The sequence below is a fragment of the Bradyrhizobium sp. B097 genome (assembly GCF_038957035.1).
Classification (GTDB): Bacteria; Pseudomonadota; Alphaproteobacteria; order Rhizobiales; family Xanthobacteraceae; genus Bradyrhizobium.
Genome location: NZ_CP152412.1, coordinates 7,317,458 through 7,336,942 on the forward strand (window position 1 = coordinate 7,317,458; position 19,485 = coordinate 7,336,942).

Annotated in this window: 14 protein-coding genes; 10 read left to right on the forward strand and 4 right to left on the reverse strand. The window is 59.4% G+C overall.

Annotation, left to right across the window (positions count from 1 at the left end; translation table 11 throughout):
- Positions 1 to 145: 145 nt before the first annotated feature.
- The 7 genes from AAFG07_RS33575 to AAFG07_RS33605 all read left to right on the forward strand — a co-directional run bounded on the left by AAFG07_RS33575 (position 146) and on the right by AAFG07_RS33605 (position 9,920).
- Positions 146 to 430, forward strand: a complete 285-nt coding sequence (locus tag AAFG07_RS33575) for a helix-turn-helix transcriptional regulator (RefSeq protein ID WP_342723984.1) — start codon at positions 146 to 148, stop codon at positions 428 to 430.
- The gene (locus tag AAFG07_RS33580) at positions 427 to 1,713 is read left to right on the forward strand and encodes a type II toxin-antitoxin system HipA family toxin (protein ID WP_342723985.1); all 1,287 of its coding nucleotides are present in this window, start codon (positions 427 to 429) and stop codon (positions 1,711 to 1,713) included. Before AAFG07_RS33575 ends, AAFG07_RS33580 begins: the two co-directional genes overlap by 4 nt.
- A gap of 522 nt (positions 1,714 to 2,235) precedes the next feature.
- A complete protein-coding gene (locus AAFG07_RS33585) occupies positions 2,236 to 3,084 on the forward strand; it encodes a hypothetical protein (RefSeq protein WP_342723986.1) in 849 nt (282 codons plus the stop codon).
- Positions 3,085 to 3,177: 93 nt separating this feature from the next.
- Positions 3,178 to 4,413: a hypothetical protein gene (locus AAFG07_RS33590; protein WP_342723987.1), complete on the forward strand. Its 1,236-nt coding sequence runs from the start codon at positions 3,178 to 3,180 to the stop codon at positions 4,411 to 4,413.
- A complete protein-coding gene (locus tag AAFG07_RS33595) occupies positions 4,410 to 7,094 on the forward strand; it encodes a caspase family protein (RefSeq protein ID WP_342723988.1) in 2,685 nt (894 codons plus the stop codon). The genes AAFG07_RS33590 and AAFG07_RS33595 overlap by 4 nt, the downstream gene beginning before the upstream one ends.
- A 133-nt stretch (positions 7,095 to 7,227) precedes the next feature.
- Positions 7,228 to 8,190, forward strand: a complete 963-nt coding sequence (locus AAFG07_RS33600; protein ID WP_342723989.1) for an AMP-binding protein — start codon at positions 7,228 to 7,230, stop codon at positions 8,188 to 8,190.
- 605 nt (positions 8,191 to 8,795) lie between these two features.
- Positions 8,796 to 9,920 (forward strand): YopJ family acetyltransferase, encoded by a 1,125-nt coding sequence (locus AAFG07_RS33605; RefSeq protein ID WP_342723990.1) that lies wholly within the window; start codon positions 8,796 to 8,798, stop codon positions 9,918 to 9,920.
- A gap of 289 nt (positions 9,921 to 10,209) precedes the next feature.
- Here AAFG07_RS33605 and AAFG07_RS33610 read toward each other — a convergent pair whose 3' ends face one another.
- From AAFG07_RS33610 to panD, 4 genes are all read right to left on the reverse strand, one after another.
- The gene (locus AAFG07_RS33610) at positions 10,210 to 12,885 is read right to left on the reverse strand and encodes a hypothetical protein (protein WP_342723991.1); all 2,676 of its coding nucleotides are present in this window, start codon (positions 12,883 to 12,885) and stop codon (positions 10,210 to 10,212) included.
- On the reverse strand, positions 12,885 to 14,015 hold the full coding sequence (locus AAFG07_RS33615; RefSeq protein WP_342723992.1) for a metallophosphoesterase: 1,131 nt from the start codon (positions 14,013 to 14,015) through the stop codon (positions 12,885 to 12,887). The genes AAFG07_RS33610 and AAFG07_RS33615 overlap by 1 nt, the downstream gene beginning before the upstream one ends.
- 535 nt (positions 14,016 to 14,550) lie before the next feature.
- Positions 14,551 to 15,186, reverse strand: coding sequence for a dethiobiotin synthase (locus tag AAFG07_RS33620; RefSeq protein WP_342723993.1), 636 nt, complete (start codon positions 15,184 to 15,186; stop codon positions 14,551 to 14,553).
- Between the two features lie 540 nt (positions 15,187 to 15,726).
- Positions 15,727 to 16,080 (reverse strand): aspartate 1-decarboxylase, encoded by a 354-nt coding sequence (gene panD / locus AAFG07_RS33625; protein ID WP_342723994.1) that lies wholly within the window; start codon positions 16,078 to 16,080, stop codon positions 15,727 to 15,729.
- Between the two features lie 598 nt (positions 16,081 to 16,678).
- Here panD and AAFG07_RS33630 point away from each other — a divergent pair.
- From AAFG07_RS33630 to AAFG07_RS33640, 3 genes are all read left to right on the forward strand, one after another.
- Positions 16,679 to 17,038 (forward strand): Dabb family protein, encoded by a 360-nt coding sequence (locus AAFG07_RS33630; RefSeq protein WP_342723995.1) that lies wholly within the window; start codon positions 16,679 to 16,681, stop codon positions 17,036 to 17,038.
- A gap of 116 nt (positions 17,039 to 17,154) precedes the next feature.
- On the forward strand, positions 17,155 to 18,549 hold the full coding sequence (pabB, locus tag AAFG07_RS33635; protein ID WP_342723996.1) for an aminodeoxychorismate synthase component I: 1,395 nt from the start codon (positions 17,155 to 17,157) through the stop codon (positions 18,547 to 18,549).
- On the forward strand, positions 18,546 to 19,157 hold the full coding sequence (locus tag AAFG07_RS33640) for an aminodeoxychorismate/anthranilate synthase component II (RefSeq protein WP_342723997.1): 612 nt from the start codon (positions 18,546 to 18,548) through the stop codon (positions 19,155 to 19,157). Before pabB ends, AAFG07_RS33640 begins: the two co-directional genes overlap by 4 nt.
- The last annotated feature ends 328 nt before the right edge of the window (positions 19,158 to 19,485 follow it).

Here is a 19,485-nt window from a genome sequence, read left to right on the forward strand (position 1 = left end):
ACGAAGACCGGCTCCGACAGGTGCCACGTGCGATGGCGCGCTCGAGAGGGTTCCCAATCGATCCGAGTAGTTGACTTTTAGGAGATATTATATTATCTGCTGATTGTCATATTCACATTTTATAGCTATGGAAATACCCCTTAAATTGAAGTCCCCGCACGATGTCTCTGCCGGAATCGCGGAGCGTGCAAAGCGGCGGCGGCTGGAGGCCAACCTGACGCAGGAAGGTTTGGCTGCGCGTGCCCAAGTGAGTCTCGGTACTCTCAAATTGTTCGAACGGACCGGCAAATCATCCGTCGAATTCCTCATAGCCATCGCATTCGCGCTCGGTGCCGAGCAGGAGTTCGAGGCCCTCTTTCCTTCCAAACCTCGAAAAACGATAGAAGACGTGATCGCCAAGCCACTGCGGCAGCGAGGACGACGAAAATGACGAATGCCGGATCAAAGCCTTTCGAGAGCATCCAGAAGCTGTCGGTTCTGCTGGACTTCTACGGGGAGCAGATTGAGGTCGGAACACTGGCGTGGAGCAAGGAAGAACGTCGCGCTTACTTTCAGTATCATCCCGACTTCGCGGCAAAGAAACTTGCGATCTCTCCATTCAATTTGCCGTTCGTGGCAGAAGCGAAGGAAGCGCCTCATGCTCCGTTCGGTGGTCTGCACGGAACGTTTAACGATAGCTTGCCCGACGGCTGGGGAAAGCTTCTGCTGGATCGCCGGCTACAGAAGCTCGGACACGATTTCAGACTGCTGACACCTCTCGACCGGTTGGCGTTCGTCGGCCAGAGCGGGATGGGCGCGCTGCGCTACGTTCCGGACAAGTCCTTGAGGAAGTCCGGCAACGGCGCCATAGACATCGATTGGCTCGCCGCTCAGGCTGCAGCGGTCCAGGGCGAGGTCGGCGAAGCCGACATCGACCGTCTGCTGGAAATCCAAGGCGGATCCGCGGGCGTTCGTCCGAAGATCATGATCGGTTTGAACGACAAGACCGGGACGATCGTTGCGGACAACGGAAGCGGCCTTCCGGACGGCTTCGATGGCTGGCTTGTGAAATTCAAGTCAACCGTTGATCCCGCGGAAATCGGACGGGAAGAATACGCCTACTCGCTTATGGCACGAGCCGCAGGCGTCGACATGCCGCCCACGAAGTTGATCAAGACCAATAAGGGCGTCTACTTCGCCGCCCGCAGGTTCGATCGCACGGAAAGCGGATGCGCTCACGTGGAAACCGTCAGCGGCCTCCTTGATGCGGACCACCGAGCGCCATCCATCGATTACGATACGTTGTTGAAGGCGACGCGGGCTCTGACGCGCGACGAGCGCCATGTGCGCCAGATGTTCGTCCGGATGGTGTTTAACGTACTCGCGCGCAATCGGGACGACCACGCCAAAAACCACGCATTCCTCTTGGCCAAGGACGGGGTGTGGCATCCGACACCGGCTTACGATCTCACACTCTCCGAAGGGCCCGGCGGCGAACACAATCTTGCCGTCGACGGTGAAGGAAAGAATCCGACCAACAAGCACATCATGAAGGTCGCCGAGCGCGCATCGATTCCGAAAGCCGAAGCCGAAAGGCTTTTCGAAATTGTTCGGAAAGCAGTCGACCGCTGGCCCGAGTTCGCGAAGCAAGCCGGACTGTCGGAAAAACACCTTCGAGAAGTCGACCTGCTTCTGAATAAACGCGGCTCCACCGCCGCAGCGTCCGTTCCCTAGCCTCTGAGACGCTGTACCGACCTTGGTGTCGGCCCCAAATGACTCGATTGCAGGATGGAGTTAGGCTATTTTCTCGTCTGGGTAGTGCATTTGGATTATTGATATGAAAAATAGAATTTCTTTGCCTTCCGATCTTCGCTCTTGCCTTTGCGACCGACGCCGACGCGGCCGGAGTTTGAGCTCCCTGGGCAACCTGTTCGTCAATTCAAATGAACGGTGCGGCGGCACCGGGTCCCGATCCGATGATCGCCGGGAGTTCGGGACGCTTTCCCGATTACGTAATCGCCGATCGATATGCAGCCTTCCGTCGCGCGGTGGTTCAAGCTGGCACAGGACTACCCCTCAACGCCACCGTTCCTCTCGATTTCTCACTTCAGGTAAGGGTGTCGGTTCAGTCGCTTCTTCGGTGTCACGACGTGAATCCCTGCGGTCCACCGGCGCCCGCGGCCTTGAACGTGCCGCCACTCGACGGATACGAAAATGCGCCAAGAGTGACGAGATAGCCCCTCCGAGCAACAACGAATGATCGAAGAGCCGCCCCGCATCAAGAAATTCAGAGGCGAACTGGTGAAGGTCATTCCACGATTTCCGAACGATCGTGCCTCACTGAAACACATGCAGGAAAAGAGTCTCGGCGACCTGCTGATCGATTTCGTGAGCTGGCGATCACGTTACGTCGGCCGGCGCCCGCGAACCGTAAGCGTCGAGCTGGCCGCGCAGGCCGATCCGCGTTGGGCCGCCCATGCGGACGCGATAGAGATGTTCCTGGAAAAGGTACGAAGCGGCGAGGACCTGACGCCGCATCTTTCCATCGCGCCTCACACCAAGGGATATGCACCAGCCGCTCGAGCCCGGAACGCTCCACCGGCTGACCGGTGGTCCGACAAGGACTTCGTGCTGAACGCGATGGGTTATCATCACTTCCATCTCGGCAAGACCATCCATCCGCGCGGTCATGTCGATCGGACGAACGATCTGATCTTCGCCGAGGTCCATCGTGACAAGTTTCACGTCATCGCGATCTTCGGCCATGAAGTATTCGATCAAGATAGCGCCGAACGAATGCGACTTTGGTCGGCGCACGATCAAGTCGCCTTCCGCAGCGTGCCGCCCGGCTCGGTCGTGATATCGGCCCCGAATACGCAGTCCGGGCATACGCTTCAGTCGGTCCACTACGCCAGCCAATGCGCCAAGTTCATCCGGCGATTGGAGCCCCTGCTCGACGGCCCGATCTTCGAGGCCGGACTCTATGCTCCGGATCATCAGGCGCCGCCTGAGCCGAAGTTCTCGTGGACCTTCTACCATCTCGACTTCATCGTCACCGAAGAGGTCGGGTCGACGAACTTCCTGCTCATGCGAGGCTGGAACTAGGACGTAGGCGCGACCTGATTTCCCAAGCCGCGCGACTCGCCCCGAACGAAAGACTTCGATGCGACGATAATTTTTGAGAATGCGGAGAGTGACATGCCGGATACCTTGCTCTTCATCCACGGAACGGGCGTTCGCAAGAGCGGCTTCGACCAAACAATGGCGCTCTTGCGTGAGGGGTTTCGCGACAAGCTGGCGATCGAGATCGAAGGTATTTGTTGGGGACCGGACCTCGGAGTCAACGTCGACGACAAGGCGATAGAGGACGTTCTACCGCTCGCCCTGGCGAAAGCCGACGAAATCGGTTCTGAGGAAATCGGCTACCGGGCGGCGCTTTGGGGGGAGCTGTTTCGCGATCCGCTTCTCGAATTGCGGATGGCCTCGATGAGACCGCCGGCCCAAAGCGATCAGGACGCCGCCAAGCCCGGAGTGCAGGCGGCGGACATCGCGATGACGGACATGGTCGCCGGGGTGGTTCAGAAAGTTTCGGATCCTCTACCGGGCGGTGTGCAGGCTCAAGCCGTGCGAGACGCTGCGCTGTGGTTGATGAAGGAGCCTCTTCTCAAGTCCGCCGCCGCAGCGACCGGCGACGCGTTGGACGAAGATCTCGTCAATGCGGTCGCACGCGCCATCGCGGCGACGGCTCTCATCGGTTACCGGAACGAGCTCGGCACCGGTCCTAGCGCCCTCTACGTCGCTGCGGACCGCGACGCGCTCGTTAAATCCATCGTCGATCTGTTTCCGCAGACGAAAGGAATTGGCTCCTGGCTGTGGAATGGCGTAAAGGCGCTCGCCGAGGGGGTCGCCACCCATTATGGACGCGATCGGAGAACCGGGTTGATGAACGGCGTGTCTCCGGGCGTCGGCGACATCCTGCTCTACGAGCGCCGCGGTGACGACATTCTCGCAGCGATCGAGAGAAAGATCGTCGCTCTTGCCGAGCAGAACAAGCGCGTCGTCGTGCTCGGACATAGCCTCGGCGGCATCATGATGGTCGACTTGCTATCGCGCGCTCGGCAGCCCGGTCGGTTGCCGGTCGAGAAGCTGATCACGGTCGGATCGCAGGCGCCGGTGTTGTTCAAGTTCGACGCATTGGGCACGATGAGATTGAGGCAAGCGCTTCCCGCCGGAACACCCTATCGGCCATGGCTCAACATCTTTGACCGGAACGATTTTCTTTCGTTCTGCGCGAGCCGCGCATTTCCGGGGGCGACCACGGGTATCGAGGACTTCGAAGTCGAATCGAACGTGTCCTTCCCGGAAGCGCATAGCGCCTACTTCCGTCAACCGTCATTCTACGCAAAAATTGTCGAAAGCTGGCCTAAACCGTGACCTTGAACGCTGACGCGATAATCATCGGTATCGATAGATACGACCGCGCGGACTTTCCGGCATTGCCCGGCTGCGTCAATGATGCCGTCTCCGCGACGAAATGGCTGATCGCGATCGGCGTTCCGCCGGCTCGCATCATCGCCCATGTCGCGCCGCTGGACCCGACGGTATTTCCGACCGGCACCGTCCTGTTGCCAGCCAACATCGATGCCGTCTTGGCGTCGTTTGCCAAGCTTTCAAAGAGCGGAAAGGGCGACAAGCTTTTCATCTTCATGTCGGGCCATGGGAAGTCGGTGCCGGGCGCCGGCCCTGTCTTTCTCTGTCAGGACTATCTCGTAAACGATATTACCCGTGCAAACCTCAAGATCGACGAGTACGCCGAGTGGTTTCAGAGTTGGCGCTACCGCGACCAGTTTTTGTTCTACGACGCGTGTCAGGATCCGACCGCCAGCCTGGGGCAACTCAGCAGCGTTCGTGCGATGGGTCCGGACGCTCAGCCCGGCACCTACAAACCGGATCCCGGCAACGCGTTGACCGTATGCTACGCCTGTTCTGCAGGCGAGCGGGCGTGGGCCGGTGACGGGCGCGGCGTTCTGATCCGATATTCCTTGGAGGAACTCGATCCGCAACTATGGGCTGGCTTACAGGCCGACGATCCCGAGCAGGACGCCATCCAGTACGATTGGACGACCGGAGCGCGCATCATCGATCTGGACAGGCTCTTCACGAACATCATCTCGCTAAAGATCTCTCAGGCGGCGAATAGCGCCCAAAAGTTTCAAACTCCGTTCTGCGAGCGCCACGGCAGAGCGCTGATCGATGGCTTCTCGCCCATCATGGAACTATCGCCCCTGCCTACAGCCGCGGTCAAGGTCGACGTCGACCCGGCCACCGCTGTCGGCGACGTACGCTCGATCAGACTGCAGTCCCACCTGATCCCGCGCGATTGTTTCATGCCCTCGAAGAGCGCACCCTTGAAGATACCGGTCACGCTGCAGTTTCCCTTGCAGGATCTGATCAATGCCGGCTGCACGCTCGCTCGCGAAAGCGCTTGGAAGGCGGTGAACGTCCCTCTCCAGCAGAAACTCGGAACTCCGAATGTCGACATCATATTTCAATTGAGACAGCCGCCTCCCTTTTTTCCGAAGGGCACCGATGGATCGGACGAGATCAATATCGTGGTGGATCCCAGTCCGGGCGGCGGTCCAATGTCGGCGGAGATTGCCAAACAACTCAGCCCCGCCGGCGAAATTGGCGGAGCGAAACTACCGCCGAGCCTGACATTCAGGAAGGATGCCAACGGCCCGTCACTGACCTTCAATCGCATCGACGACAGTTCGATCCGAGATGCGCACGGTATCGCGATAGATTGGCTGAAGATCCTGAGGCGCGAGAGCCCGGGTAAAGGCGGGCACGTGGTCATGTCGCCGCTCGGACAACCCAAGAATGCCGAGCCGAACGTCCACTTCGATTTCGACAAGTCCAGCGCCACGCTGCTCGGCGGCTTTCTGAAGGATGACGAGTGCGTGACCTTGGAGAGCTTCTCCAATGAGATGCCCTCCCGCAAGATATCGCTCCAAGACTTGGAAGACCATCCGATCGAATTGCTCGCTCCCGGCCAGCACCGGATCACCATCGATCTACCCTGGGGCCGTTGGACGCGAAGACTGAGGGTCGACGCCAAGGTCAACACAGTGCAGTTGCCGCAGGAGATCGGACTCGAGCCACTCCGCAATCGCCACCGGCGCAACGACGTCTTCGGCCCGGAGTTGGTATGCGCCGACGAGCCCGACCTCACCGAGGCGACCGTGACACCGATAGCGGTTCGGAGAAAGGACCAATTCGACGTTTGGCTGCTTCCGGCTTTAGCGGCGCCGGTCGCGGTACTCGAGACTGAAAGCGGAATTCGCGCCGAGCCCTATTCGGAAACTTCCCTGAGGGAGTGGGACGAGCTTCTGACGGTCGGACGATTGAACATCGTAGATCCCGCCGGCCTGATCAAAGGACTGGGCGGCAAGATCCCCGACGGAACGGCCGAGGACTTTACTCTCCTCGCAATCGCGGCCGCATATGCAGAGTACGATCGGCGAAACTGGTCTGGTCTTCTGTCGATACTCGAGACGGTCGATGAACGCGCGCTTCGCTGTCACGATATCGGCCTGCTCAAGTTGGCGGCAGACATCGAGCGAGGAAGGATCGTAGGGAACGAGCGCGAGCACGCAATCTATGTCGGCCTCGGTCGTTTTTTCGCGAAACCGCCCGTCTTGCGCTGGGGCGTTATGTTGTTCGCCGAACTGGCCAGACAAGCGGAAATTCAACCGCCCCGGTGGACCCTCGAGGTCGACCCGTCCTCGGTCATGACCTTGATCCGGTGGAAAAATCTCGGGCTGCCGACCTCTTGGTTCGCGGAGCCCCGCAGTCGTCGCATCCGCGTTCTGGCCGGCCACGACAAGCGATCCGCGTCGCCGCATTACCTAGAAGTCGGCTGGCTGCCGAATCTAGACCAAAGAGTGCAAGATTCAGAGGCGAGACGGCGAGAGGTCCTAGGCGAGATCGAAGCAAACGAGGCGGAAGATCGAATCGACGCGCTCCAGAAGCAGAAACGGATGCTCGAGCAACTGGTCGAAGACGAGGATACCGAACAGGTGCAGACACGCGATAACGACGACTCGACATGGTGATTGAAAACAGACGGCCAGGTCGGGGCATCCCGGTTGTCGCCTGTCGGTTTACGAAATTTACCGCAGAGGCAGCTTTCGAATTGATCAAGACCTGTCGAATACGCAACGTTTTTCTGCCCCCACCGCTTTGAAGATGATGAAGCTCCTGCCTGAGGCCGACACGCCTGAAGTGCGCCTTCGCTCGGTGGCAAGCGGCGGCGAACCACTGGGTGCAGAATTGATCGAATGGGGGCATGCGACGCTTGGGGGCGCGATCAACGAGTTTTACGGCCAAACGGAGTGCAACATGGTGGTTTCTTCCTGTGCCGTGCTAGAGCCCCCGTTGCCCGGCAGAATGGGCCGGCCTGTGCCTGGCCACGTTGTCGATGTCATCGATGCTGCGACCGGCATTCGCCAAGCTGACGAGACGGAAGGCGCCCTCGCGGTTTTATCCCCCGACCCCGTGATGTTCATCGGCTATTGGCAAAATCCCGAAGCGACGCGCGACAAGTTCGTAGAAGGCCCGGATGGGAAATGGCTTCTTACGGGTGACCAGGGGGTGCGCGATGCTGAGGGGCGGCTTCGCTTCGTGGGGCGCGCTGACGATGTCATTGGCTCCGCCGGCTACAGGATCGGCCCTGCAGAAGTCGAGGATTGCCTGCTTGCGCACCAAGCTGTGCGTCTTGCCGGGGTCGTCGCCAAGCCGGATCCGCTGCGGGGTGCGGTTGTTGCCGCTTATGTCGTGCTTAAGGATGGATATGTTGGATCAGACGCATTGGCCGACGACATTGCAAGTTTCGTTAAGTCACGGCTAGCAGCGCACGAATATCCGCGCGTGGTACGATTTATTAATGGGATGCCCTTAACAACCACGGGCAAAATTATTCGCTCGCTCTACGGAAGATGGCCCAGGATGAGGCAGCAGCAGAGCATGTTGCAGCGAATGGATGAGAGCGCAGAGGCATTGATTTGCCCGAAAGGCGTTGGTGACTATCCCAGTCGCGAGAAACGACTTCCGCGAATCGAACCTTGGAATGCGTGGATGGTCTGGACGGGCGAACTCAGGCAAGTCCAGTTGAGCTCGGACGTTGCATCCCGCGCGTCCCAGCCGACTTGACTGCTTTCCTTGAGCGCTTCACAACAGCATATGGCAACGACAAAGTCCCCAAAATCCACCGCATTATCGGCGCGGCGGCGTCACATCAAAACACTTCGATCGCTCAGAAGCGGATCGTTGCCGTCCCGAACTTCAGCCCGGTTGCAGCCCCTTGCAACGCGACGGTATCTGGCCTGGATCAGCTCGCTTCAAAAGGAGGGCCACCTCGCCGAACGGGCGATTGATAATGCCGAGCGCCTTGGAAGCCGGACACACGCGGTTACATGTGCGTCCAAACTCCATCGGATCGTCTGCCGATTTGAACCCCCGATCGCTCCAATTGCGGCCGCTGGTGCGATAGCGCACGTGGCGCTTGCGGCATCCCGCGAGCGCAAGCGAGAGCTGGGAATGTTGCGTAACTCTCATTGCCTAGCGCTGGCTTCGGCTTTGTAGTACGATGCGGCGGCGCACGCTATTGCTTGCCTCTCCCGCCTACTTCATCGGCCCGTGATTGGTTGCGCAGATCGCTAAAACGGCGCTCGATGGATGGTCACCACTTCAAAGCAGCCCTTTCGGGTGAGCTCGTGGCGAGCCAGGTCGGGTGATCCTTTTGACAAGAGGTAAAAATGGGCGGCTGCATTTCACGACTGAGCGCACGGCACGAGACCTCTCAGGACGATGGACAAGGCCAGGGAGCTGAGTTTGCTGCTCACCTTGATTCCGTGCGATCAAATCTGCCTCGATCCACTAATGAATGGGAGCATTCGGCCGGACCATCTGGCGAGACCGATCGCGGAATCACACCTCAAAATATTCGTCCAGCCCGCGTTGACGAGAAGCTGCAGCTGCTTGGACAAACACTTGAGCGTGCCAACCAAGCGGGAGTTTCGTCCGGCCTAATGGAATACGGTCAGCAAGTAGCTCGCTATCTGTCTGCCAACATCCAGCCCGACGAGGAATTGTTGTCCCTCGATATCGAAAATATTCATCGTTTGGCGGGCAGTTATAACAAGCGCTACCCGGACCTTAATCTCAGGTACATGGGCTCGCCCGCCAAGTTTCTCGAGGCGTTGGCGGACCGATCATCGAATAGTGCTTGGCGCGCTGTCGTGCGGTTGGCAGACGGCGAGATGCACCACTTTGTTGCTGATGTTCGAACCCGCACCACAGCAGCACCGACGGTCATCGTAATGGAGCCGGCCGACCTTTACACCTTCATCACCCCATACTCCCGATTGCGAAGGGAAACGCGACAGCAGCTGGGAACGGAACCGAAGTGGGCCTTTGTCGGAGTTGGCGCACAGAAATCTTCCGGCGATTGCCTGATGTTCAGCATGCAATTTGCGCTAGCGGCACGCCACAGGTCATCAACCTTCGATGACTGGCATAACAACCTTCATCGGCATGGGACGATTGCCGACGAGGGGGATGTTTCAGGCAACTACATTCCTTCACCCGACGCCATGCTGGAATATGCCGACATAAACCTGTTTCACGGGGAAAACTTCCTCCCCGCGCTGTTTTATAAGCACTCCCACTCGAGCAGGGTCATCGATGAGGCTGCAAGCAACCAAGCTGGTATCAGAGACGAAGATGTGAGCACCAGCAGTCGCGTCCCCAAAACGGAGTCGTTGGCCGAACGGCTCGAAGCTTTTGCTGTCCAGCGCGGCTCCCTAAAGTACAGCGCATCTATCGAGACATCGAGGGCGACCAAGATCCGCACGGCATTGGACGGAATGTTATCCGACTAATACGACTTTTCGTGTCAAGGCTCGGGTGGATGCACCGTTACTGATCTGGATGCGCTGAAGGGAAGGCCGCCGGCATGGCTTGTCGGTGCTCGTCCCGTAAGTTTATAGCTTCATCGACAGCGCCCCTGAAGCCTACACGCGTCATTGGTGATCCACCCGCGGTCGAAGCGGCGAACTTCTCCAACTGCCCCGCATTTACAAAGAAAGAGAGCGCCGAAGCCGCATCCGAAACGTTGCCGGATTGCCCTCATCTCCTCTCCAGAAAATTTGTCATCTTCTCACTTGAAAACTAGGCAACCGCTCTCTCCAAGAGGCGTAACGTCCGTCCCCCCAGCGGACCAAAGCTTCGCAACCGGCACGTCAACACGATGATCTGCTGCTTCTTCCCGGCGCGGCTAAGGGCGTCGAACATGCGCTGTATCCGATCATCGTCGCAGTAGACGAGCGCGTCATCGAGAATGATCGGGACCGCGGAGCCCTTTTCCGCGAGCATCGCTCCCATCGCCAGCCGAACCAGAACGGCGATCTGCTCCTGCGTGCCGTCGGACAGGCGGTCGAAGGCCTCAGCGCGTTCGCGCCGGATGCCCGTGACGGCGAAATCATCCCCAAGCTCAAGCTCTGCGCCCGGAAACAGGTCATTGAGGAACGGCTGCAGATTGCGCCGCACCGGCTCGTGGTAGCGATCGCGGCCTTCCGTCAAGCAGGCCGAGATCGTATCGCGCAAGAGCCTTAGAACCGCAACGCGCTCCTGGAGCTGCGCGCAGTACCGTTCCGCGATCGCGCGCTGTTCCTCCGCCGCAGCCGACGCTTCGCCAACCCCGTCACCGCCGGCTGTTTGGATTTGCCCTGTGAGCCGCCCAATGTCGCGTTCGAGCTGCCGCAGCTCGTCGTTACGGTTGGTGGCGGCCTGCTCAAGCCGGTCGAAACGCGCCTGCCGGCGCTCGATCTCGTCGGCACCGGGCGCTGTTTGGCGCCGCGCCGTGAGCGTCCCTGCCGCAGTCTGGTGCACGGTCTCGGCATCCGCCACTTGGGTCACCAGCGCGGCGTCGCGCGCCGCGCGCTCATCATCCGGGCAAAGCGCGGCATCCTCGGCGATGCGGTTTCGCAAGCTTTCCAGCTTTGATTCCGCGCCGCTCCGGGCGGCGAGAGCGGATTCCAGCGCATCGCGCTGCTGGCGTTGTGTTTCACCCAGACTTTCGCGACGAGCCTCGGCGGTCGTGCGGTCCTGCGCCAGAGACACCCGTTGCCTTTCTATCTCAGCGTTCGTCGGCAAGCGGCCGTCTTCTGCCTCCGCGATCACTGCGGCAATCGCAGCTTCCACATCGTAAAGCGCATTCTTGAGTTTGACGATGGTAGCCTCGGGATCATCGGTCGCGTTGAGAGTCTTTAGTTGCGCGAGCGTGCCTTTACGGCTTGCTTCAAGGTCTCGGCGCTTCGCGAGAAGCGCATGCGCCTCGGTAACTGTGTCAACCCCAGCGGCTCTGAGTAGCGCAAGACGCTGCTCCTCCAGTTCGGCGCGCAGTTCCTGCCTTGGCTGGACAGCAGGCGTGATCTTGATGATGGCCAGATCAGCGACGGTGATCTTAGTGGGCGCCATGATCGCGGCGCTGTACGCCCCCTCGGCGCAAACGGAGCCGATGCGAACCTGTCCGGCTCCCTCGGGCTTCACTTCGATTGTGAGCTGGGCGGCGGCAGCTGACAATTGCGCGTCCAGCGCTGCGATCTGCCGCTCAAGCTCATCGAGGCTTTCCACTGTCTTTGGATTGGCCTTGATTTGGGCAAACCGCGCATTCGTTTCGCGCAATTCCTCAACCGCCGTCTCAAGAGCCTTCAATTGGCGCTCTAGATCCTCCTTGCGTTGGTCACGAAGCACGGCCCCAGCAAGACGTTCAAGCTGGCGCTCGCGCGCCGAAAGCGTGTGCAGGGTCTTTTCGACGCCGACAATATCGAGCTGGGTGCCCGCAAGCACGACGCGCGCCTCCTGCTCCCTCGCTCCTTGTTCCAGTACCTCTCGCACCAGCGCGGCTTCGGTAACACGGTTGACGTCGACGCGCGCGGTGAGGTCGCGAAATTGCTTGAACCGCTGTGCGGCGACCTCAAGCCCGCGCTTGGCTCCGATCTCCTCAGCCTCGAAGCGTCGAAGCTCCTGCGCTGCAGACTGCGCTTCCGCAAGCGCTTCCTTCGCCGCGAGAAGCTCAGCGGAGGTTTGTCCCGTCGCCGCCGGATCAGTCAGGTCGCGGTGGCGGCGCCGATATTGCGCCAACTCCCGGAATTGGCTGTCGAGCGCGGCAAGCTTGCCGTGGTTCTCGGCTTCGGCGGCTTGCCAGCGCTCGACCTCCGCGATGGCTCGGTGTAACGGGCCATCGGTACGTGGCCGTTGTTCTGAGTCGGTGAGGTAGCGCTGCAGCTCCACGTTGATGTCGTCGAGCGCAAGCCTCGCCCGCTCGCCGCCGATGAGCGCTCCAACTTCGGATTCGATGGCCGCATTCATCATAGAGGACGCGCCGGTGCCGAGAACCGGAGTCGTAAAGGAAGCCCCCTGCCCAACCCATAACAAGCCGAAGGCACCATCATCAAGCGCTCGGCCGCTGCCGGGGCTCACGCCCAGAATATCCCACACCGCTTCGTCGGCCTGTTTGGACCTGGCAATTTCGCGGCCGTCTTCGGTGAGGCTCGCGCTGGGCGACCGCAGGAAAGCCTTGCGAATCACATACGCGCGTCCGTTTTGCTCAAAAGCGATCTGCACGGTGGCGGGCAATTGGCTGCCGTCCGAACCAATATCGCGAATCTCCTGCGTCCGGCTATCATGGCGGCAAAAGAGACCGGTTCGGATGGCTTTGAACAATGTAGACTTGCCCATCTCATTGCCAGCGGCGAGAACGTTGACACCGTCGCCAAAGCCATCGACCTGCACCGGGCTCGAGAACCGTCCGAATCCCTCGACGGAAAGCGCCTTGATAAGCATTACGCAGCTTCCTTGCCGTTCTTGTTTGCGACGCGAAGAAAGAGTTCGACGAGAGCTTCCTCGGCGTGGCGCCGCTGGTCTGGCGATTGCGCGAGATCATCGCACGTGCCCTTCAGGCGATCGGCGGCTCGCGCAAGAACGCCGTCGAAGTCGATCGCTTCAAGGTCGGCCTGGGTCGGGCGCACGGCGAGTTCGGTTTGGTCGACGTCAAGGTGGAAGGCCGCCGCCTCGAGATCAACAAGACGGCGCTGCAGGTCCGCGGCTGCAGCAATGGACAACGCCCCTTCGAGCTTGAGGCGGACGATTGTGCGCGCGAGATCGGGTTCGGCGCGCAGGCGCTGGTCGAGACCGGCGCCCCCCTCAGCATCGGCCACCCGCTCGCTGCGGGTGATCCAGCGGTAGGTGCCGGTCGCGAGCGGCGTCACCGCAGGAGGGGCGCCGGCGCCAGCAATATCGACCAGCAGCGCCGTGCCGGTCTCCTGTCGCCCGGCGCGGTCAGGCTCAGGCGTCCCGGAGTACCAAACGGAGGGGCCGACCTGCATGGTGCGGTGCCAATCGCCAAGCGCGAGATAGTCGAGGCCCGCTCGGCTCGGGCGGGCTGGATCGATCGGATTAGAGGCTTCGCCTTCCTGCCCAAAATTGACGATCGACCCGTGCGCGAGTCCGATCCGCACCGCACCTGCCGGCGTCGGCGCGGAATCCATCCACATCGTAACATCGTCATATTCGGTCTTACGGCAAAGAGGTGCCGGCATGAGGAACGCTCCGTCACCAAGAGGCGCCACAAAGGGCGAGAGATGGAGATGGACATGACCGGGCAATCCCAGCTTCGCGATGCGATCCCAAATGCCTTCTGGCCGGTGCGGATCGTGATTGCCCGGCAGCAGGTGCCACTGAATGTCCGGGAACAGCTTCATCCGCTCGATGGGGGCCCGCAGCGTGATCGGATTTGGCGCCTCACTATCGTAGACGTCCCCTGCCACGAGCACGTGGGCCACGCCGTGGGTGTGCGCGAGCTGCCCGAGCCGTTCGACCGCACCAAGACGTGCTTGCCGCAAAGCCTCCTCCTTGGCACCGAACTGCTTAAAGACTTTACCGATTTGCCAATCGGCTGAATGAATAAAACGCATTCCCACTCCCAATCATGATGGTTGTAATCTCAGTATCCAATCCACAGAGGGTGAGCGCTCCGAAAGGGCACCGGAACGGCGGACGCAGGGCCGGACCGACAATCCTCATTTCGAACTCCCGAAGGCCGCAATGGACGACCATTTGCGAGCGGTCGTCTGCAGCAACGCCTGTAAGCCGCTATTGAATAGCTAAACCCGGCCGACTCCCGGCTGCTACGCAGGGAAGGCACAGCCTTAAGCCAGCGCATCAGCAGCACCCCTGATTGACGAGCGGCCGCAACAGCAGGTTTTGCCCCTTGAAAAACGCCCGTAGCTTCGGACCGATGTCGGCGAGGATGAAATGCGTTGGTTTCATCGAGATCTGCCTTTGTGATGCAATATGGAGGCATCATGATAGCCGCCATCGCCTACCTTCAGATCGAATGCGGCAATGGTGCCGGTTAAAGATGAACCCCATCACCGCGTACGACCCTTATCTCGTCCTTGAAGCGCGTGTTGCGTGCACGGAGCCGGGTCGACGATTTCTTCCTTCGCCTCATGGCTTGAAATCATCGCGGCGGAAGGAGGCCTTGAAAGCGGCCTGCAGCGTGTCTGCCGACAAAGGAGCAATCCAGGGCAGTCGCCCCAACCACCGCACCCGGCCGATTTCGCAAATCGCTCTCACAGCATCCGAATTCCTTTCGCCAACGAAGGCGATTCCGAGAATGTCGATCTGACGTCTTCGGAGCGCGTCTATGGAAAGCAGTGAATTATTGACCGTCCCCGGAGCAGAGCTCGCGCACAGCACGACGGGAAGCCGCCATCTCTCGAAGACGTCGATGTAAAGCGTGCCGCAATTCAGCGGCTCCATCAGTCCGCCGGCTCCCTCGATCACGAGCGGCTGTCCTGCGGTGTCCGGCACGTCGAGCGAATCCGTGCTGATGCGAACCTCGTCAATCTCCGCGGAACAGTGGGGCGAAACCGCCGTTTGCAGTCGGTAGCGCTCGGGCACGATGCGATCGGATGGCAGACTGCCAAGCCGAACGACGCGCTCGGTGTCGGTCTCTCCTTCGAGGCCAACCTGGATCGGTTTCCAGAAATTCGCGCCGAGGAGATTGACGAGCCCGGCGCAGAAAACCGTCGTTCCGATGCCGGCGCCTGTACCGGCAACCACAATCCGCTGCTGGCTCATCGAGCTTGACCTCTTGTCTCCTCGACCAGAGTATCGTGCATTGCACGCACGTCATCCTCCGCGACATTCAGCGTCAGTGAACTTCACAAATGGCGCGCCAGTCGAGGGGACCGCCTTACACTTGGGAAGATCGGCAGCCTGCGATCGGCGCACGGCGATCGAGCAACAGCAGCTCAGCGCCCTTACAACCAATTTTCCACTCGCCTAACGCCAAACAGCGGCAATTTATGCAGGATACTCATCACGTTCGCAGCCGCATCGCCCCTGGCCAAAAGAGCCCACCCCGCATACCAACTGACAGGTTGAACCATAGAAGTTTGTTGCGCATACCATCGCGCCCCTCTGAGTTGCGTCTCATGGGTTTTGACAGGTTAAGATTGTTATCGGCGCACAAATATTGTCCGGATAGGACGAAGACATTCATGCCAGGCCGAATGTATCCCAATAGATACAGAACGGTACGCTTCGAACAGCAGCTGCACGTTTCGTGACTGAGGTCGCTTGGTTTGCTGTCATTGAAATAACCCGGCGCTTTGCCTTTCAGGCAGATGAGATCCGATTTTTCCGATCAACCAGCACAACGCGCGGCTTGAACGCACTGGCTTCCGCCACGTCAAAGGAGGCGTATGCAACGATGATTACTTTGTCCCCGGTCATTGCTAGTCGCGCGGCAGCACCATTTAGACCTATGATGCCCGACCCTTCCGGGGCCTCAATTACGTAGGTGGCGAACCGTGCTCCCGTTTCGATGTTGTAGATTTCGACGCGTTCGTTGATCAGGAATCCCGCCGCATCCAGCAGCGTACGATCTATCGATATCGAGCCTTCATAGTGCAAATCGGCCTGGGTCACCGAGGCGCGATGGATTTTTCCCTTCATCAGTGTAACCTGCATGGATCGCCTATCCAGAAGTCTTTGCACAGTGCACTTGCTGCTCCGTTTAGCTCGATCAAGGTTGCGGACCTGATCGTATTCCTGCCCAACAACGAGTGGTGGTCGGCTTAGGGGATTTTGCGGGTCAAAAGCAAGTCGCCGACGAAGATAGCGCGGCACTTTCGTCGATCATGTACTGCCGAGCGGCGGGAGTGCCCGCCACGCTTTTCGGCACCTTGATCCGGGCTGTCGCGGCCAGCCGTGCGCAGCCGTGCCTTTCAGAACGTCCATTCGGCGCCCTGTACGATGACGCGGCCGCTTGCGAACAAAGATCGACGACAGCTTGCGCATTATACAGTGGTATTCGCGATAGCGAATACCAGCGGCTGACGACCGCTTCCGATCACCATTCCTCTTCGTGCGCCACATTCAGACCATCGGGCGCCGGACAACTCCGACATCCAGTTCAAGTAGAAATTCTGCAAGCTTCTGGTGCAAGGCCGGGGCTTCGGACGAAGCGTCGAACACCCTCCTGCTGCCAACGCCTTTCCAGCATTGCGTTGGGCTTGATCCCGATATAAGAACGCAACCAAGTTACGGCGTCACGTTTGCGGCCACCATGATCCGTCACATCGTCTTCTTCACAGCCAAGGATAAGGCCGGTATCGACCAAATCATCGAAGGTCTATCGGTTCTCACCTCAATCCCATATGCACGCCGGCTCGAGATTGCGCGCAACCGCAAGAGCGATCAGCTCGGCAATGAGATCGACGTCGTGGTGTACGGAGAGTTCGACAGCGAGACGGAACTCGCTGCGTACAAAACGCACGATTTGTATCGAGAAGCGATCCGGTGCGTCCGGCCACTTCGCGAGCTGCGGTTTGCCGCTGACTACGAGCTATCAACAGATGTAGATTTCGCTGGGACGGCAGGGTTAAACCAAGTGGCTCGACGCAGCCGACCAGATGGCCGCGGCTAGCTTGATGATCAGCCTCGAGGCTTTGTACGTGTCGGACGGAAATAACCCTTGCTCGCGACAGGACCACGATCGGAACCGGCTTCGCAGCCTGCTGGTCGTCGGCAACCGATAGCCCCATGCACGTCCGCGAGTTGCAGTGGATTGAGCCTGTCAAGGCGCTGCGATGCCTTGCGCAGCGGCCGCAGCTTACCTTTCTCGATAGCGCGGCAGGGCATGAGCTGCTTGGGCGTTACTCATATCTGACCTGCGAACCGTTCGGCACCTATTTGATCGCCGATGGACAGGCAAGTTGGAATGCAGAGGCGCTTGCGGGCGATCCATGGGCGGTTCTTTGCGACCTCCTCGCCAGATACCGAGAAGCGCATCGTTCCGATCTCCCGCCGTTCCAGGGCGGCGCTGCCGGCTTCCTCGCTTACGATCTGAACCGAACACTGGAGCGGCTGCCGGCCCCGTCAATTCCTGGTCTCCGATTGCCTCAATCGATTCTACATTTCTATGACGTGGTAGTCAGCTTCGATCACCGGGACCACAGGTGCTGGATCGTCTCGACCGGATGGCCGGAGCAGGACCCCGCTCGACGAACCGAGCGTGCGCGTCGTCGCGCCGACGAGTTTGCAGCATTGCTTGCCAGGCCAAAGTTGCCGCGGATCATAATCCCGAGCACGGCAGGCACATGGCATTCCAACTTTAGCCGTGAGGGCTTCATGGCGACGGTCCAGCGCGTCGTGGAGTTGATTCTGGCTGGGGAGATATTCCAGGCGAACATCGCGCAATGCTTCAGTGCCAGGGTATCGCCGCTGTTCGATCCGCTCACCTTCTATTGCCAGCTCCGGTCATTGAACCCGGCGCCCTTTGCAGCCCTCTTGCGCTACGACAAGCTGACGATCGCATCGAGCTCTCCGGAGCGATTTCTGAAACTTGACGGACGACAGGTCGAAACGCGTCCCATCAAGGGCACAATCGCGCGTTCTGCTGATTCCGAGGAAGATCGGCGCCGCGCCAAAATCCTTCTTGCGTCCGAAAAGGATCGTGCCGAGAACATTATGATCGTCGACCTGCTGCGCAACGACCTGTCACGCGTGTGTACAGACAATTCGGTCGAGGTTACGGCACTATGCAACCTCGAATCCTATGCCTCGGTACACCACCTCGTCTCGATCGTCAGAGGCGCACTTGCTGCAGATCAAGACGCAGTCAGTCTGCTTCGCGCCTGCTTTCCGGGCGGCTCCGTGACCGGGGTTCCAAAGGTGCGATCCATGGAAATCATTGCGGACGTCGAGAAAGTGGCGCGAGAGGTCTATTGCGGAGCGATCGGCTTCATCGGATTCAATGGACACATGGACACGAACATTGCGATCCGCACAGTGACGATCGACGACGACCTTGCTCGGTTTCATGCAGGCGGTGGAATAACGGCGATGTCGAACCCCGAGGCCGAATATGAGGAGACGCTTACCAAGGCACAGCGGCTCTTTGACGCGTTTGGTTCCGAGGTATCTGGTGCATTTTGATCTTCATCATCGACAATTACGACTCCTTCGTGTTCAACATAGCTCGCTATTTCCGCAAGCTTGGTGCGGAGACGGCAGTGCTGCGGAATGACGCGGTCAGCTTCACCGACCTCGTTGCGCTCAAGCCGCGTGCAATCATCATTTCTCCCGGTCCCTGCACGCCAATGGAGGCCGGTATATCCACTGCCGTCGTCAGCAAGCTTTCGGGTCGTGTCCCAATTCTTGGCATCTGTCTCGGGCATCAGTGCATTGGCAGCGTTTTCGGCGGACGCGTGGCGCGTGCACGTCGTCCCATGCACGGCCGGTCCTCGCACATAACGCATGACGGTCGAGGGTTGTTCAAGGAACTCCCGTCTCCACTTTCTGTTGGACGCTACCATTCTCTCGCGGTCGAACTCGATCAATCAGACCCGACGCATCTCATGGTGACTGCCCGTTCTGATGAAGGCGAGATCATGGCTTTGGCACATCGGTCTCACCCGACCTATGGTGTACAATTCCACCCGGAGTCAGTACTTACTCAGCAGGGTCACATGTTGTTTATGAATTTCTTGCAATTGGCAGAGAGTTTCCCAGCGTGGGGATCGGAGAGTTCGTCGCGCACGTAGCAGCCTAATCCGCACGAGCGTATCGCAAGCTGTCCACTTGATGAATCTGGCTCGGCACAACATCGCGCAAAACAGCTCTGACCTGTTGAAGATGTAACGAGAAAGCGCTCAATTGGTACGCTGCGTACGCAACTTTTTCTTTTCGTGCCGTCTCAATTGAATTATCTGAGCCATCAATGCGTCGCTCACCGCCTCATCTCCATTCGACGAATTGGCGGATCATCCTCCGGCCTTGTCGCAAACTTCTTATTCGAGATCCGCCAAGCGATTGGCGGTGCCTTGCGGTAGCCTCGCTACCGCTGCCCTAGCGGGCGTTTCCTCCCTTGAC

What these genes read in the sequence shown, in the direction of transcription:
- AAFG07_RS33580 (WP_342723985.1), top strand. Translation starts at nt 427, where the DNA reads ATGACGAATGCCGGATCAAAGCCTTTCGAGAGCATCCAGAAGCTGTCG.
- AAFG07_RS33585 (WP_342723986.1), top strand. Translation starts at nt 2,236, where the DNA reads ATGATCGAAGAGCCGCCCCGCATCAAGAAATTCAGAGGCGAACTGGTG.
- AAFG07_RS33590 (WP_342723987.1), top strand. Translation starts at nt 3,178, where the DNA reads ATGCCGGATACCTTGCTCTTCATCCACGGAACGGGCGTTCGCAAGAGC.
- AAFG07_RS33600 (WP_342723989.1), top strand. Translation starts at nt 7,228, where the DNA reads ATGATGAAGCTCCTGCCTGAGGCCGACACGCCTGAAGTGCGCCTTCGC.
- AAFG07_RS33605 (WP_342723990.1), top strand. Translation starts at nt 8,796, where the DNA reads ATGGGCGGCTGCATTTCACGACTGAGCGCACGGCACGAGACCTCTCAG.
- AAFG07_RS33610 (WP_342723991.1), bottom strand. Translation starts at nt 12,885, where the DNA reads ATGCTTATCAAGGCGCTTTCCGTCGAGGGATTCGGACGGTTCTCGAGC.
- AAFG07_RS33615 (WP_342723992.1), bottom strand. Translation starts at nt 14,015, where the DNA reads ATGCGTTTTATTCATTCAGCCGATTGGCAAATCGGTAAAGTCTTTAAG.
- AAFG07_RS33620 (WP_342723993.1), bottom strand. Translation starts at nt 15,186, where the DNA reads ATGAGCCAGCAGCGGATTGTGGTTGCCGGTACAGGCGCCGGCATCGGA.
- panD (WP_342723994.1), bottom strand. Translation starts at nt 16,080, where the DNA reads ATGCAGGTTACACTGATGAAGGGAAAAATCCATCGCGCCTCGGTGACC.
- AAFG07_RS33630 (WP_342723995.1), top strand. Translation starts at nt 16,679, where the DNA reads ATGATCCGTCACATCGTCTTCTTCACAGCCAAGGATAAGGCCGGTATC.
- pabB (WP_342723996.1), top strand. Translation starts at nt 17,155, where the DNA reads ATGCACGTCCGCGAGTTGCAGTGGATTGAGCCTGTCAAGGCGCTGCGA.